The 15,186-nt window shown below is 72.5% G+C and carries 14 protein-coding genes; 2 read left to right on the forward strand and 12 right to left on the reverse strand.

The features are described 5' to 3' along the window. Window positions 1-554, forward strand: a 554-nt coding sequence (locus tag ACZ4M8_RS17285) for a CBS domain-containing protein (protein ID WP_467608077.1), incomplete at its 5' end; no start/stop codon positions are given. A gap of 139 nt (window positions 555-693) precedes the next feature. Here the strand turns inward: ACZ4M8_RS17285 and ACZ4M8_RS17290 are convergent. The 6 genes from ACZ4M8_RS17290 to ACZ4M8_RS17315 all read right to left on the reverse strand — a co-directional run bounded on the left by ACZ4M8_RS17290 (window position 694) and on the right by ACZ4M8_RS17315 (window position 6,029). Next, window positions 694-1,182 carry a DUF3180 domain-containing protein gene (locus ACZ4M8_RS17290; RefSeq protein ID WP_467608079.1) on the reverse strand — a complete coding sequence of 163 codons (489 nt, stop codon included), beginning with the start codon at window positions 1,180-1,182 and terminating at the stop codon, window positions 694-696. Window positions 1,183-1,374: 192 nt separating this feature from the next. Next, entirely contained in the window at window positions 1,375-1,971 is a 597-nt protein-coding gene (gene folK, locus ACZ4M8_RS17295; RefSeq protein WP_467608082.1) for a 2-amino-4-hydroxy-6-hydroxymethyldihydropteridine diphosphokinase, read from the reverse strand. Beyond that, complete coding sequence (folB, locus tag ACZ4M8_RS17300) at window positions 1,968-2,327, reverse strand: dihydroneopterin aldolase (protein ID WP_391645728.1); 360 nt, start codon at window positions 2,325-2,327, stop codon at window positions 1,968-1,970. The genes folK and folB overlap by 4 nt, the downstream gene beginning before the upstream one ends. A 374-nt stretch (window positions 2,328-2,701) precedes the next feature. Further along, a complete protein-coding gene (locus ACZ4M8_RS17305; protein WP_467609124.1) occupies window positions 2,702-3,175 on the reverse strand; it encodes a nuclear transport factor 2 family protein in 474 nt (157 codons plus the stop codon). Between the two features lie 5 nt (window positions 3,176-3,180). Further along, the gene (folP, locus tag ACZ4M8_RS17310; RefSeq protein WP_467608085.1) at window positions 3,181-4,071 is read right to left on the reverse strand and encodes a dihydropteroate synthase; all 891 of its coding nucleotides are present in this window, start codon (window positions 4,069-4,071) and stop codon (window positions 3,181-3,183) included. A 110-nt stretch (window positions 4,072-4,181) separates the two neighbouring features. Beyond that, complete coding sequence (locus ACZ4M8_RS17315) at window positions 4,182-6,029, reverse strand: phosphatidylglycerol lysyltransferase domain-containing protein (RefSeq protein ID WP_467608087.1); 1,848 nt, start codon at window positions 6,027-6,029, stop codon at window positions 4,182-4,184. Window positions 6,030-6,169: 140 nt separating this feature from the next. Here ACZ4M8_RS17315 and ACZ4M8_RS17320 point away from each other — a divergent pair, with 140 nt between their 5' ends. Further along, window positions 6,170-7,285 (forward strand): alpha/beta hydrolase, encoded by a 1,116-nt coding sequence (locus tag ACZ4M8_RS17320; RefSeq protein WP_467608088.1) that lies wholly within the window; start codon window positions 6,170-6,172, stop codon window positions 7,283-7,285. Between the two features lie 76 nt (window positions 7,286-7,361). Here ACZ4M8_RS17320 and folE read toward each other — a convergent pair whose 3' ends face one another. The 6 genes from folE to dacB all read right to left on the reverse strand — a co-directional run bounded on the left by folE (window position 7,362) and on the right by dacB (window position 15,130). Next, a complete protein-coding gene (gene folE, locus ACZ4M8_RS17325; protein ID WP_399087530.1) occupies window positions 7,362-7,967 on the reverse strand; it encodes a GTP cyclohydrolase I FolE in 606 nt (201 codons plus the stop codon). Between the two features lie 110 nt (window positions 7,968-8,077). After that, window positions 8,078-10,096 (reverse strand): ATP-dependent zinc metalloprotease FtsH, encoded by a 2,019-nt coding sequence (gene ftsH, locus ACZ4M8_RS17330; protein WP_467608090.1) that lies wholly within the window; start codon window positions 10,094-10,096, stop codon window positions 8,078-8,080. Window positions 10,097-10,385: 289 nt separating this feature from the next. Further along, window positions 10,386-10,925 carry a hypoxanthine phosphoribosyltransferase gene (hpt, locus tag ACZ4M8_RS17335; protein ID WP_467609125.1) on the reverse strand — a complete coding sequence of 180 codons (540 nt, stop codon included), beginning with the start codon at window positions 10,923-10,925 and terminating at the stop codon, window positions 10,386-10,388. Window positions 10,926-11,012: 87 nt separating this feature from the next. Next, the gene (gene tilS / locus ACZ4M8_RS17340) at window positions 11,013-12,020 is read right to left on the reverse strand and encodes a tRNA lysidine(34) synthetase TilS (RefSeq protein WP_467608091.1); all 1,008 of its coding nucleotides are present in this window, start codon (window positions 12,018-12,020) and stop codon (window positions 11,013-11,015) included. Between the two features lie 192 nt (window positions 12,021-12,212). Continuing rightward, window positions 12,213-13,364 (reverse strand): zinc-dependent metalloprotease, encoded by a 1,152-nt coding sequence (locus ACZ4M8_RS17345; protein ID WP_467608094.1) that lies wholly within the window; start codon window positions 13,362-13,364, stop codon window positions 12,213-12,215. A gap of 65 nt (window positions 13,365-13,429) precedes the next feature. Beyond that, window positions 13,430-15,130: a D-alanyl-D-alanine carboxypeptidase/D-alanyl-D-alanine endopeptidase gene (gene dacB, locus ACZ4M8_RS17350; protein ID WP_467608097.1), complete on the reverse strand. Its 1,701-nt coding sequence runs from the start codon at window positions 15,128-15,130 to the stop codon at window positions 13,430-13,432. Between the last annotated feature and the right edge of the window lie 56 nt (window positions 15,131-15,186).

Consider the following 15,186-nt stretch of genomic DNA (forward strand, 5'->3'; position numbering starts at 1 on the left):
TCGCCGTCTACGGGCAGGGCCGGATCGAGCAGTTCGACACGCCCGCCCGGGTGCTGGGCGCCCCCGCCACCCCGTACGTCGCGGAGTTCGTCGGCGCGGACCGCGGCATCAAGCGGCTCTCGGTCACCCCCGTCGAAGCCGGTGACCTGGAGGAACGGCCGGTCGTCCGGCTCGATGACCCGGCCGGCCGCGCCGCCGCCGCACTCGCCGCCGACAACGCCTCCTGGGCGGTCGTCCTGGACGGCGACGCCGCCCCGTACGGCTGGGTGCCCGCCGCCGCGCTCACCGGCGACGGCGCCGCGGCCCCCGGCTCGACCGTCCGCGACCACGCCCGCCCCATGGACGCCACCCTGCCGGTCGGCGCACCGCTGCGGGAGGCGTTCGGCGCGCTGCTGGGCCACGACGCCGGATGGATAGCCGTCCTCGACGAGGGGCGCTACGCGGGCGTCCTCACGCCCGGCGGACTGCACGCCGCGCTGCGCCGCGCGACCACCGCCGACACGGACCGGACCCCCCGCGAGGCGGTCACCCTGGACACCGTCCCGAGCGCCTGACCACCGGGCTGGTACCCGTACGGGCCGCCATGCGCCCGGGTGCCCGCCGCCGGGGCCGGTCGTACGGCAGGGCCCGCGCGCCGGACGGCCGCGGGCCCTGAAGCGGTACGGGAGCCGGCGCGCGGCCGGCTCCGGTGGTTCACACGGACGCGGGCCCCGGCCCCTCCGTGTCCTCGTCGTCGGGCAGCTTGCAGACCCGCTCCAGGAAGAGCGCGGCGGCGATCACTGCGGCGCCCGCCAGGACCGAGAGACCGGCGTAGATCGCCTGGTCGCGGCGGGGGCCGGAGTCCAGGCCGTTGATCAGCAGGAAGACGCCGACGCCACCGTAGATCCCGGCGACCAGCGCCGCGACGAGGGCGCTGGCCTGCCCGAAGACCAGGACCCGGGCGGCGAGCAGCGGCTCCACGCCCTTGGCGCCCGGACGCCGCTCACGCTGGGCGCGCAGCCGCGACCGGAACGAGAAGGCGGCCGAGCCCAGCAGCGCGGCGATCAGCGCCAGCACGATCGGCGCGGCCACCGGGACGCTCGGCAGGCTCCCGAGGCTGTCCCACAGCCGGGCGCCGGCCCACGCCAGCACCCCGGCCACCACGAACAGCCCGACCAGCACCTTGATCCGTAGCTGCTTCACCGGGCATTCGCTCCTCGCGCCGTCATGGCCGTACCGCTCGATCGTCACACCGCGCCGCGGCGCGCATGTCCTACGCAACCACGCCGGCGGCACCACCGCCGCACGGCCCGGCGTACCCGCCGCGGACCGGCGTACGGGACCGGCCGGACCTGCGCCGTCCGCGCCGTCCGCGCGGATCCGCAAGCCTAACGATTACTCGGGCAACCGCAGTTCCAGGTCGCGGCGGAGCGCGACACCGTCGCTGCCGACCGCGGCCAGCAGCTCGGCGACCGGGCCCCGCCCGGGGACCTCGGCGGACGGGTCGATGTCGTGCCACGGCACCAGCACGAAGGCCCGCTCATGGGCGCGCGGATGCGGCAGCGTCAGCCGCGGGTCGTCGGAGACGACGTCCTGGTAGGCGAGGATGTCGACATCGATGGTGCGCGGGCCCCACCGCTCGTCCCTCACCCGCTCGAAGGCTTCCTCGATGGCGTGGCCGCGCTCCAGCAGGGACGCCGGAGGCAGCGTCGTCTTGATCAGCGCGACGGCGTTGAAGTACGCGGGCTGCGAGCCCGGCTCGACGCCCCACGGCTCGGTCTCGTACACCGGGGATACGGCCTTGACCCGCAGACCGGGCGTGTCCTCCAGCGCGTCGATCGCGCCCTGGAGGGTCTCCAGGCGGTTGCCGAGGTTGCTGCCGAGGGAGATGGCGGCGCGCTTGGGGTTGGAGAGCGTCACATCGGCGGCGTCCACCTGCTCGACGACGGACGTCGGCACCGGCTGGACGGTCGGGTCGCTGCTGGTCTTCATACTCGGCTCCGGGTGATGGTGATGGTCACGTCGTCGAAGGGGACGGTGATCGGGGCGTCCGGCTTGTGCACCACGACCTCCACCTCCTGCACCCCCTCGTGCTTCAGGCACTGGGTGGCGATCCGTTCCGCGAGGGTCTCGATGAGGTCGACCGGATCGCCCTCGACGATCGCCACCACCTCCTCGGCCACCACGCCGTAATGGACGGTCTTGGCGAGATCGTCGGCCGCCGCCGCCGGACGGGTGTCCAGGCCCAGCACCAGATCGACGAGGAAGGTCTGGCCCTCTTCCCGTTCGCGGGGAAACACCCCGTGGTGCCCACGGGCCTTCAGCCCACGCAGCGCGACACGATCCACGCGAATCACTCCCACCGGTCCGGCGCCTGCGGCGCCCCTGCTCGTCGGATTCCGGACCCGCGCCGAACACCGCCGGCACATCGCCCGTTGTCGAATCTACCTGCGAGCACCGACAACGTTTGCCCACGGGGGCTATGGACAAGGCCCGTCGCCGCTGCTAGGAACGCGCCCTGCGAAACGGGGCCCGGGACGGCCGTCGGCCGTCCGCGCGGCCTCTTACCCGTGACCGCACACCCCACCCCTACCCGCCTCGCACTTGGCTCGAACGGGTGCCCGCCGCCTGCCCCGCTGACCCCCGGCGCTGACGCCGCGGCCCGCCCACCGGGGCCCGGCCGGCCACCCGGGCAGCCTCCCGCGCCGGACGGCGCCCCAGGTCAGACGCCTCCCGCGACCCCGCCGGGACCGCCTTGGCCCTCGTCCTCGTCGTCGTCGCCGTCCGTCAGCACCGGCGAGCCGTGATGCGACCACACCCGCCAGCCCTCCTCCGTACGGCGGAAGACATTGGTCGCCACGACCAGCTGGCCGATGAGCGGCCCCACCGATCCGTCGTCCTCGGCCGGACCACCGCTGAGGATGTTCTCGGTACAGGTGACCAGCGCGGTGTCTCCCATCACATCGATCTCGACATCGGTGAGGAAGAACTGGATGTACTCGGTGCTCGCCATGATCAACGCGTACGAACGGAGCACCTCACCGCGGCCGCGCAGCACCGGCCACCCCGGGTGCACCACGCTGACCTGGCCCTCCAGCCAGAGCGCGGACACCGCCTCGTGATCGCCGCGCTCCACGGCCTCGTACAGCTCCGTGTTCGCCTGCTCGACCAGCTCGATGTCGGTCCGTGGGCCCAACCCGCTCACACCGCTCCTGTCACGTCGTCCGGCGTGCCTGCCGCCGCCCTCTGAAGCGCGCGGGCGACCCGTACCGCGTCCGCGCTCGCCCGTACCTCGTGCACCCGCACGGCCCAGGCGCCCTCCCGCGCCACCAGCGCGGAGACCGCGGCCGTCGCCGCGTCCCGCTCCCGGGCCGGCGGCGGGGCCGCGCCCTCGCCGCCCGCCAGCACCCTGCCCAGGAACCGTTTGCGCGATGCGGCCACCAGCAGCGGGCGGCCCAGGGCCCGCAGCCGGGGCAGGTGCGCGACCAGCGCCAGGTCGTGCGCCGCGTCCTTGGCGAAGCCCAGCCCCGGGTCGATGACGGTGTACTCCGGGGCGATCCCGCCGGCCACCGCGCGCTCCATGCTGCGGGTGAGTTCGTCGACGACCTCGCCGACGACGTCCGTGTAGACCGCGCGGTTGTTCATGTCGATGGACTGACCGCGCCAGTGCATCACCACGAACGGCACCCGCGCCGCGGCCACCGCGGGGATCATCGCCGGGTCCGCGGCGCCCGCGGAGACGTCGTTGACCAGCCGCGCTCCGGCCGCCACCGCCTGCTCCGCGACGCGGGCGCGCATGGTGTCCACAGAGACCACCGCACCCGCCGCGGCCAGCTCCCGGACGACGGGTATGACGCGGCGCAACTCCTCGGCCTCGTCCACCCGCGCCGCGCCCGGACGGGTCGACTCACCGCCGACGTCGATCAGATCGGCGCCCTGCGCCACCAGGTCCAGGCCGTGTTTGACGGCCAGCTCGGGGTCGAACCACGCGCCGCCGTCGGAGAACGAGTCGGGCGTGACGTTGACCACGCCCATCACCGCACAGCGATCCCACTCCGGCAGTCCGGCCACCCGGTCACGCAAGGTATCCATGCCCCCAGCGTAGGCGCTGTTCCAGCCACCCGAACGGCGGCCGCCGACGGGCGGAACGCGGCCGTCCGCGGCGGGTGCCCGGCGCTCGGCCGACGGCCCGGCGGCGCTCCTCAGGCGGCCCGCTCGACCGCGTCCCGCCCCGTCCGCGGCGTCGGCACATGCACGCACGGGCGGGGCTCGGCGGGCTTCCGGCGGCGCAGCGCCCGCGGCAGCCCCAGCTCCAGATAGCCCTCGGCCTGGAGCGCGGCCAGTCCGATGCGGGGGAGGTCACGGCTGTTGCGGAAGACCACGAAACGGGGCTCCCAGCGCGGCTGGAACTTGTCGTTGAACTTGTACAGCGACTCGATCTGGTACCACCGCGACAGGAAGATCAACATGCCGCGCCAGACCCGCAGGACCGGCCCGGCGCCCAGCTTCTCGCCACGCTCCAGGGACGAGCGGAAGACCGCGAAGTTCAGCGACACCCGCGCGATCTTCAGCTCCGGCGCCGCCTGGAGCGCCGCGACGATCAGCAGCTCGTTCATGCCCGGGTCGGCCGAGCGGTCGCGGCGCATCAGCTCCAGCGAGATACCGTCCCGGCCCCACGGCACGTAGTGCTGCATCGCCTTGAGGTCGCCGAACGGGCCGGGCTCGGCACCCTCCTCCGGGGCGAGGTGGGCGGTGGCGATGACCGCGTCCCCGTCGGCGTCCGCGTCGATCCGGCCCAGCGCCATGGAGAAACCGCGCTCGGTGTCGGTGTCCCGCCAGGCGTCGGCCGCCCGCCGGATCCGCGCCAGCTCCTCCGGCTCCAGGTCGCACACCCGCCGCACCCGGGTCTCGTAGCCGCCCCGCTCGATGCGCTTGACCATCTGGCGGACGTTCCGCATCGACCGGCCGCTGAGCGTGAAGTCCGCCACATCGACGATGGCCTCGTCGCCCAGCTCCAGGGCGTCCATACCGGTCTCGCGGGTCCACACCTGGCCGCCGGTCTCACTGCACCCGGTCACCGCGGGCGTCCAGGAGTGTGCCCGCGCCACCTCCATGAACCGTTCGATGGCGCCGGGCCACGCCTCGACGTCGCCGATCGGGTCGCCGCTGGCCAGCATCACCCCGGAGACCACCCGGTAGCAGACGGCCGCCTTACCGGTCGGCGAGAAGACGGCGCCCTTGTCGCGGCGGAGCGCGAAGTAGCCGAGCGAGTCCCGGCCGCCGTGCCGCGCCAGCAGCTCCCGCAGCCCCGCCTCGTCGTCCTCGGTGAGCCGCGCCGCCGGGTGCTCGGGCCGGAAGGCCAGGTACGCGGTGGTGGCGGCGGTCACCAGCCCGAGCGCGCCGAGCGAGTAGCCGACGGTGTAGTCGACGCCGTGGGTGTACGCGACGGGGCCCTCGAAACCGCACAGCCCCCACAGGACGTGCTGGACCCGCTCCCACGTGGTCGGCGAGCCGACGGTACGGCCCGGGTGCGAGGAGACGATCACCATGCCGATGCCGAAGCTCGCACCGCCCAGCACCACCGCACCCGCCAGCGCCTTCCAGCGGCTGCGGGGATCGGGCAGCGCCGCGAACTCCTTGCGGTGCCACACCAGGAAGCCCAGCAGCAGCAACGACAAGGCCGCGCCGAACACCGAATGGCGGTAGACCAGCTGGGCGACGGCGCCGACCGGCAGCAGCGCCACCGCCGCCGTCCACGCCCGCCGCTTGCGCCGCTTCAGACCGTGCGCCAGGAGGAGCAGCAGGACGCCGACGACGAGGGAGGCGGCGGCCGCGAGCGGGCTGACCGCGCCCGGCAGCACCTCGGCCAGATGGTGCATCCGGCTGTGCCGGAAGCGCGGGAAGACCCCGGAGACGATGTCGAGGAGACCGACGACGACGCCGGCACTGCCGACCAGCGGCGGCACCGAGGCCGGCCGCGGCCCCCGGAGCCAGCGTGGCCCACCCCACGCAACCGACTCCGACTTTCCGCCATCTAGCCTGTCAGACATCACTTTCCCGTCGCCCCGGTCGAGAGAACGTGCGAACCTGGATCGCAGCTTCCGGACTTTTGCGCCCTGTATGACGGCGTTTCAGGGCTCGGGGTTCCATCAGCGGACGGGCGGACCGGCCGCCCGGGAGAAAGCACCACATGGGTCTCACCAGCAAGAAGCTGCTGATACTGGCCATCATCCTCGCCGTGGCACTCTTCGTGCTCACGGTCTGGCTGTGGCCCCGGCTGTCGGGACGCAGATGGCGCCCGGTCCTCGGCCGGATCGGCATCCTGCTGCTCACACAGCTGTCGCTGTTCGCCGCCGTCGGCCTCGCCGCCAACAACTCCTTCGGCTTCTACGCGTCCTGGGCCGACCTGTTCGGCCAGGAGCAGGAGCCCGGCGTCGTCACGAACTACAAGACGGGGCCGGAGGGCACCCGCCTGCAGAAGCTCGGCGCCGAACGCTTCAACGTCGACGGCAGCTCCCGGCCCGAGGTGGCGGGGCGCATCGAGAAGGTGCTGCTCCACGGTGAGAAGTCCGACATCCGCAGCCCCGCCTTCGTCTACCTGCCGCCGCAGTACTTCCAGCCCTCCCACGCCAAGAAGGACTTCCCGGCGGCGCTGGTCCTCACCGGCTACCCCGGCACCGCCCAGGCGCTCTACAAGAAGCTGCACTTCCCGCAGACCCAGCACGCGCTGCACGGCAAGGGCAAGATGCAGCCGATGGTCCTGGTGATGATGCGGCCGACCGTCGCGCCGCCCCGCGACACCGAATGCGTGGACGTGCCGGACGGCCCGCAGACCGAGACGTTCTTCACCGAGGACCTGCGCCGTGAGATCGCCGCGCACTTCCGCGTCGGCGAGGGCGCCAGGAGCTGGGGCGTCATCGGCGACTCCACCGGCGGCTACTGCGCGCTGAAGATGGCGATGCGCCACCCCGAGTCGTACTCCAGCGCCGTCGCCCTCTCCGGCAGCTACAAGGCACCGCTGGACGCCACCACCGGCGACCTCTTCGGCGGCGATCCGCAGCTGGAGCGGGAGAACAACCTGCTGTGGCGCCAGCGCCACCTCCCCGCACCGCCGGTGAACCTGCTGGTCACCAGCAGCAAGCAGGGCGAAGGCAACTTCAAGGAGACGCTGAAGTTCATCCAGCAGACGAAGTCGCCGTCCACGATCTCGTCGATCATCCTCGACAGCGGCGGCCACAACTTCAACACCTGGCGCCGCGAGATACCCGCCGCCATGGAGTGGCTGGGCGGCCACCTCAAGGCCTGACCCGCCGGCACACTAGTCACGGACACGGCGAAGGGGCGGCACCCGATCGGGTGCCGCCCCTTCGCCGTGTCCGTGACTACCGGGCGAGTATCAGGCTCATCGCCTCGGCGCGGGTCGCCGGGTCGCGCAGCTGCCCGCGGACCGCGGAGGTGGTGGTCTTCGCACCGGGCTTGCGGACCCCGCGCATCGTCATGCACATGTGCTCGCACTCGATGACGACGATGACGCCGCGCGGCTCCAGGATGTTCATCAGGGAGTCGGCGATCTGCGTCGTCAGCCGCTCCTGGACCTGCGGGCGGCGGGCGAAGACGTCCACCAGCCGGGCGAGCTTCGACAGCCCGGTGATCTTCCCGTCGGCGGACGGTATGTACCCGACGTGCGCCACCCCGACGAACGGCACCAGGTGGTGCTCGCAGTTCGACGTCACCTCGATGTCCTTGACCAGCACCATCTCGTCATGACCGATGTCGAACGTGGTGGTCAGGACGTCCTCGGGCTTCTGCCGCAGCCCGGCGAAGATCTCCTTGTACGCGCGCGCCACCCGCGCCGGGGTCTCCAGCAGGCCCTCGCGGTCCGGGTCCTCACCGACCGCGATGAGCAGTTCCCGCACGGCGTTCTCCGCACGCTTCTCGTCGAACTCGCCGATCGTGGCGTCGCCGTCCAGCGTCACAGGGTCGGTCATGTGGTGCCTCGTATTCCTTCTGGCGCCCGCTCCGGATGCGGAAATGCCGCGCCTCCCAGGCTAGAACCTGGGAGGCGCGGCAGACATTCCGGGGCGGTGTGATCCCCGTATCAGCTCTCGCGGGTGTCCTCCGGGGACTCCGTCTTCTCCGGCTTGTCCATGGAGACGGCGCCGTTGCCCGGGACCGTGCCGTTGGCCGGCGACAGCTCCCGCGGGGAGAGCACCGGCGGGCGGGACGACGGGGTGCGCCGCGAGGAGCCGGTCCACGCCGGGCGGGCCGGGCGCTTCACGATGTGCTTGAAGATCTCGGCGATCTCCTCCTTGCCCAGGGTCTCCTTCTCCAGGAGCTCCAGGACGAGGTTGTCGAGGACGTCGCGGTTCTCGACCAGGATCTCCCACGCCTCGTTGTGCGCGGTCTCGATGAGCTTCTTGACCTCCTCGTCGACCAGCGCGGCGACCTCTTCGGAGTAGTCGCGCTGGTGGCCCATCTCGCGGCCCAGGAACGGCTCGGAGTTGTCGGTGCCGAACTTGATGGCACCGAGACGCTCGGTCATGCCGTACTGCGTGACCATCGCGCGGGCGGTGGCGGTGGCCTTCTCGATGTCGTTGGCCGCGCCGGTCGTCGGGTCGTGGAAGACCAGCTCCTCCGCCGCACGGCCGCCCAGCATGTACGCCAGCTGGTCGAGCATCTCGTTGCGGGTGGTGGAGTACTTGTCCTCGTCGGGCAGGACCATGGTGTAGCCCAGGGCCCGGCCGCGGGACAGGATCGTGATCTTGTGGACCGGGTCGGAGTTCGGGGAGGCCGCCGCGACCAGGGCGTGTCCGCCCTCGTGGTACGCGGTGATCTTCTTCTCCTTGTCCGACATGATCCGGGTCCGCTTCTGCGGACCGGCCACGACGCGGTCGATCGCCTCGTCCAGGAAGTGGTTGTCGATCAGCTTCTTGTCGCTACGGGCCGTCAGCAGCGCGGCCTCGTTGAGGACGTTGGAGAGATCGGCACCGGTGAAGCCGGGGGTCCGCTTGGCGACGGCCGTGAGGTCGACGTCCGGCGCGACCGGCTTGCCCTTCTGGTGGACCTTCAGGATCTCCAGCCGGCCCTGCATGTCCGGGCGGTCGACGGCGATCTGCCGGTCGAAACGGCCGGGGCGCAGCAGCGCCGGGTCGAGGATGTCCGGGCGGTTGGTGGCGGCGATCAGGATGACGCCGCCCTTGACGTCGAAGCCGTCCATCTCGACGAGCAGCTGGTTGAGCGTCTGCTCGCGCTCGTCGTGCCCGCCGCCGAGGCCGGCGCCGCGGTGGCGGCCGACCGCGTCGATCTCGTCGACGAAGACGATCGCCGGGGCGTTCGCCTTGGCCTGCTCGAAGAGGTCACGGACCCGGGAGGCACCGACACCGACGAACATCTCGACGAAGTCGGAGCCGGAGATCGAGTAGAACGGCACACCGGCCTCGCCCGCGACGGCGCGCGCCAGCAGCGTCTTGCCCGTTCCGGGCGGGCCGTACAGCAGGACACCCTTGGGGATCTTGGCGCCGACGGCCTGGAACTTCGCCGGCTCCTGGAGGAACTCCTTGATCTCGTGGAGCTCCTCGACCGCCTCGTCCGAACCGGCGACGTCCGCGAAGGTCGTCTTGGGCGTGTCCTTGGTGATCAGCTTCGCCTTGGACTTGCCGAAGTTCATCACCCGGGAGCCGCCGCCCTGTGCCTGGTTCATCAGGAACAGGAAGATGATCGGGATGAGGATGAAGGGCAGCAGCGTGATCAGCAGTCCGACGAACGGGTTCTGCTTCGACGGAGCGACCGTGTAGCCGTCCTTGATCTTGCCGGTCTGGTAGTTGGACTGCAGGATCTTCGCGACGTCGACGCCCTGGTCGCCGATGTAGCTGGCCTGCAGCTTGTTGGAACCCTCGATCTTGTTGTCACCCGACAACTCGATCTTGATCTTGTTCTCGTCGCCGGTCGTCAGCTCGGCGGATTTCACCTTGTTGTCAGTGATCGCCTTGACGACCTGACCGGTGTCCACCGTCTTGTAGCCGCCGGACTCCCCGACGACCTGCATCAACACGACCACGGCGAGGACGGCCAGCACGATCCACATGACCGGCCCACGGAAGTATCGCTTCACGTCCATCGATACGGAGCTGTCACAGCCCCGTCCCTCCTGCCACAGTGAGGCACAACAGCCCTGTGGAGGGCTGGTCGTGCGTACGGTGTATTACTGGCCCGAAAAATGAGTGCCTTCGGACGGTACCCCAGCATTGTCACCCGTCGGCGACGCCGACAGCGAACAATGCGTACGCGGATTCCGTTCTCTGCTTCAACGGCGGGCGGCCCCGGCGGGTTCCCACCGCCGCGCGGCCGCCACGCCGTGGCCTTTCCGGGCCCTCGCCGACCGTACGGACGGCGAGCGGGTGCCGTTCTCAGCCGCCGTACACGTGCGGTGCGAGGGTGCCGACGAACGGGAGATTGCGGTATTTCTCGGCGAAGTCGAGGCCGTAGCCGACGACGAATTCGTTGGGAATGTCGAAGCCGATCCACTTGACGTCGATATCGACCTTGGCGGCGTCGGGCTTGCGCAGCAGCGTGCAGACCTCCAGCGAGGCGGGCTCGCGCGAACCGAGGTTGGACAGCAGCCACGACAGCGTGAGGCCGGAGTCGATGATGTCCTCGACGATCAGGACGTCCCGGCCCTTGATGTCGGTGTCGAGGTCCTTGAGGATGCGCACCACGCCGGAGGACTGGGTGCCCGCGCCGTACGAGGACACGGCCATCCAGTCCATCGTGACGGGGGTGGACAGCGCCCGCGCCAGGTCCGCCATCACCATCACGGCACCCTTGAGGACGCCGACGATGAGCAGGTCCTTGCCCGCGTACTCCGCGTCGATCTTCGCGGCCAGCTCCGCCAGCTTCGCGTCGATCTCTTCCTTGCTGATGAGTACCGACTGAAGGTCGGAGCCCATGTCCTTGTCGTCCACCCGTGCCACTCTCGCTCGGTTCGGTGTCGTGTCCGTCGCCGGACTGATCAGGCGGGGCAGCGGTCCTGCGGCTCAGCCCTGCCGAATGACCAGTCTGCCACCCTGCCGTCGAACACCGACGCGCCCGGGGAGGTTGAGGGCGCCCTGGCCGCGCCATGCCGTGATCAGCCGGTCCACTTCCTCGATGTGCCGGGCGAAGAGCGAACCGGCCGGTGCGCCCGCGTCGATGACGGCCCGGCGCAGCACCCGGCGGCGCACCGCGGGCGGCAGCGCGTACAGCCCGGCGACGTCGAGGGTGCCCTCCGCGCCGCGGACGGTGCGTTCGGCGTCGGCGGCCCAGGAGTCGAGGGCGTCGGCGTCGTCCCGGGAGAGCTGGGCCGTCCGGGCGAGGGCCTCGACGACGCCCTTGCCGAGCGCCTTCTCCAGGGCGGGCAGCCCTTCGTGGCGCAGCCGGGAGCGGGTGTAGGCGGGATCGGTGTTGTGCGGGTCGTCCCAGACCGGGAGGGACTGGATGAGGCAGGCGGTACGGGCGGTCTGGCGGTCGACGCCGAGGAACGGGCGGCGGTAGCGGCCCAGGTGGCCGGTGGTGGCGGCCATCCCGGACAGGGAGCGGGTGCCGGAGCCGCGGGCGAGGCCGAGGAGGACGGTCTCGGCCTGGTCGTCGCGGGTGTGGCCGAGGAGGACGGCGGCGGCGCCGTGGCGTTCGGCGGCGGCGTCGAGGGCGGCGTAGCGGGCGTCGCGGGCGGCGGCCTCGGGCCCGCCCTCCTTGCCGACGCGCACGGTGACCGCTTCGGTCGGGTCGAGGCGGAGGGCGCGCAGCCGCAGGACGACCTCGGCGGCGCGGAGGTCGGAGCCGGCCTGGAGGCCGTGGTCGACGGTGATGCCGCCGGCGCGGACCCCGAGCTTGGGGGCTTCGAAGGCGAGGGCGGAGGCGAGCGCCATGGAGTCGGCGCCGCCGGAGCAGGCGACGAGGACGAGCGGCGGCCCGGCCTGCGCCTGGGCGCAGTGCCGGGTGAGCACGTCGTGGAGTACGCGGCGGACCGCCAGGCGTATCGCGGCGACCGCTGGATGGGGACCCATGTCCGTTTCCAATCGTTCAGCTGGGGAGCCTTGGTCCGTGGACGACACATTCGTCACACAGAGTGCCTAGATGGTGACAGAGGCGAGCAGTTCCCCGAGCATTGCACGCCTATCCCCGGCTAACGGTCCCTCAGAAGGGTGATTACGGGGGCGCACATCTGCCGACCGGCGTGCGCGCGGCGCGCGGTTGCCCTACGGTGCCCCGTCCCCCGCACCCTTCACCCGCGCGATCCAGTCCGCGGGCGCGGCGATCTCCTTCTTGGTGGGGAGGGTGTTGGGCGAGGTCCAGACGCGGTTGAAGCCGTCCATGCCGAGGTCGTCGACGACCGCGCGGACGAAGCGTTCGCCGTCGCGGTACTGGCGCAGCTTGGCGTCGAGGCCGAGGAGTTTGCGCAGTGCGAGGTCGAGGCGGCCGGCGCCGCTGGCCCGGCGCTGCTGGAACTTCTCCCGGATCTCGGCGACCGAGGGCACCACCTCGGGCCCGACGCCGTCCATGACGTAGTCGGCGTGGCCCTCCAGGAGGGACATCACGGCGGTCAGGCGGCCCAGGATCTCGCGCTGGGCCGGGGTCTGGACGAGGTCGACGAGGGAGCGGGCGTCGTCCTCGCCCCACTCGCCCTCGGGCCGAGCGCCGGTGAGCGCCTGCGCGGCCTCCCGGAGGCGTTCGACGAGGGTGCCCGGGTCGATGTCGGTCTCGGCGAGGAACGCCTGGACCTCGCCCTCGATGTGGTCGCGCAGCCAGGGCACGGCGGTGAACTGGGTGCGGTGGGTCTCCTCGTGCAGGCAGACCCAGAGGCGGAAGTCGTGCGGGTCGACCGCCAGCTCCCGTTCGACGTGGACGATGTTGGGCGCGACCAGCAGCAGCCGGCCGCCGCGGGCGCCGGCGGGCAGCTCCCGGGAGGGCGGCGCGAACGTCTCGTACTGGCCCAGGACGCGGGAGGCGAGGAACGACAGGAGCATGCCCAGCTCCACGCCGGTGACCTTGCCGCCGACGGCGCCGAGGACCGCGCCCCCGGGGCCGCCGGGGCGGCGCTCGGCCATCTTGTCGAGCAGGGGGCGGAGGACCGCGCGGAACCCGGCGACGTTCGCCCGGATCCAGCCGGGGCGGTCGACGACGAGGACGGGTGTGTCGTGCGGCGCGGCGGCGTCCGGATCCTCGCCCGGCAGCGCCATACGGGTGAAGGCGCGGACGTGTTCCTCGGACGACCGGGCGTGCGTGCGCAGCTCGGCCACGATCGCCCGCGCCTCGTCGCGGCTGACCTCGGGACCGGGCCGCACGAAGCGCGTCGCCGTCGCCGCCGCGAGGTTCCAGTCGACCATCTCGACACCACCGATGCTCGTCATGCGTTTCACGGTACGTGGGCACCCGGCCCGGGGGTAGCCGACCGGTCGTCCCCGGGGACGGCGGCTCAGCGGCAGCCGCAGTTGGCGACCGCCGAGGCGAGGGTGTCGAGGGCCTTCTGGGCGCCTTGGGCGTCGCCGGTGCCGTTGGTCATGAACGCGAAGACCAGCAGCCGTCCGTCGGCGTCGACGACGGTGCCGGCGAGGGTGTTCACGCCGGTGAGGGTGCCGGTCTTGGCGCGTACCGCCCCGGCGCCCGCGGTGTCGGCGTAGCGGCTGCCGAGGGTGCCGGTGAAGCCGGCGACGGGCAGTCCGGTGACGATCGGGCGCAGCTCCGGGCGGTCGGGCGCGGAGGCGTGCAGCAGGAGGCGGGCGAGGAGTTCGGCGCTGACCTTGTCGTCGCGGTCGAGTCCGCTGCCGTCGTCGAAGCGGGCGCCGGTGAGCGGCAGGTGCTGGGCGGCGAGGGCCTGGCGGACGGCGGTGCCGGCGCCGGAGAAGCTGGCGGGGCGGTGGGCGCCGAGTGCGGTCTGCCGGGCCAGCGCCTCGGCGATGTCGTTGTCGCTGTGGGTCAGCATCCGTTCGACGAGGGCACCGAGCGGCTGGGAGCGGACGGTGGCCAGACGGACGGCGCCCTTGGGCGCGCGGGCGGCGGACGGCTTGCCGTCGACGTCGATGCCGCGCTCCTTCAGACGGGCGGCGAAGGCGCGGGCGGCGTCGGCGGACGGGTCGGCGGCGCGGGGCGCCGGGCCGCTGGTGCTGTCGTCGAGGCGGCCCTCGTCGGTCATCAGGGGGGTGACGCGGGCGAGGTTCTCGTTCGGGCCGATGGGGTGGTCGGCGGGCCCGGTGTAGAGCGAGGTGTCGTAGCCGAGAGAAACCTTCTTGCGGCCGCGCTTCGCGAGGGCGCGGGCGGTGTCGTCGGCGAGGGCGCGCAGGCTGGCGGGTGCGTCGGGGCCGCCGTCGCCGGCGCGGGCGGTGAGCGTCGGGTCCCCGCCGCCGACCAGCACGATCCGCGCGGCCGCGGGCTTGCCGCCCTTGCCGTCGTCCGCGGAGCCCTTGCCGTTTCCGGAGCCCTTGCCGCCGTCGGGGTGCGCGCCGCCGCCCTTGCCGTCATCCGCCGTATCCGGGGCGGTGACCACCGTCGTCTCGATGCGGTGGGCGTCGCCCAGGGTGGTGAGGGCGGCGACGGCGGTGGCGAGTTTGACGGTGGAGGCGGGCACGGCCGCCGCCGTGGGCCGGACGCCGAACACCTGGCGTCCGGTGGCGACGTCGATGACCGACGCGGTCCGCAGCGGCCCCAGCGCCCCGTCGCCGAGCAGCGGCGACAGCGCGTCGGCGAGTCCGGCGCCGGTGGGCTGCGGGGCGGCGGCGCGCCCGGTGGCGGCACCCGCCGGGATGCCGAGCGCCGGGAGGACCTGCGGGAGCGCGGGCCCGCCGCCCGCGTTCCCCGGGGCGCCGCCGCGGCCGGGCGCCCCACCGTGATGTGCGCCACCCGTACCGGCGGCGGCACCCGCGCGCGCCCGCTCGGCCGTACGCTGACCCGAGTCCCAGGGCCCGGCCACCGCCACCGCGGCCGTCGCGGTCGCCAGGCCGGCGGCGGTGGCCACCGCCGTCAGGCGCCAGGTGCTCCGTGTACGCGGCGGTGCGGCGTGCCAGGTCCGGCGGACCTCGTGGCCGGCCCGCTGTGCCGTACGGGCCGCGGTGCGGGCGTACGCCCGGACCGACCGTCGCGCCGTCTCCCATCCGACCTGCCACGATCCGGTCTCCGGCACCTTGGACCAGCCCCTTTCGCCAGCACCCACCTGCGTGGGGGACACTTAATCACCAG

This window comes from Streptomyces sp. NPDC027185, from assembly GCF_055567035.1.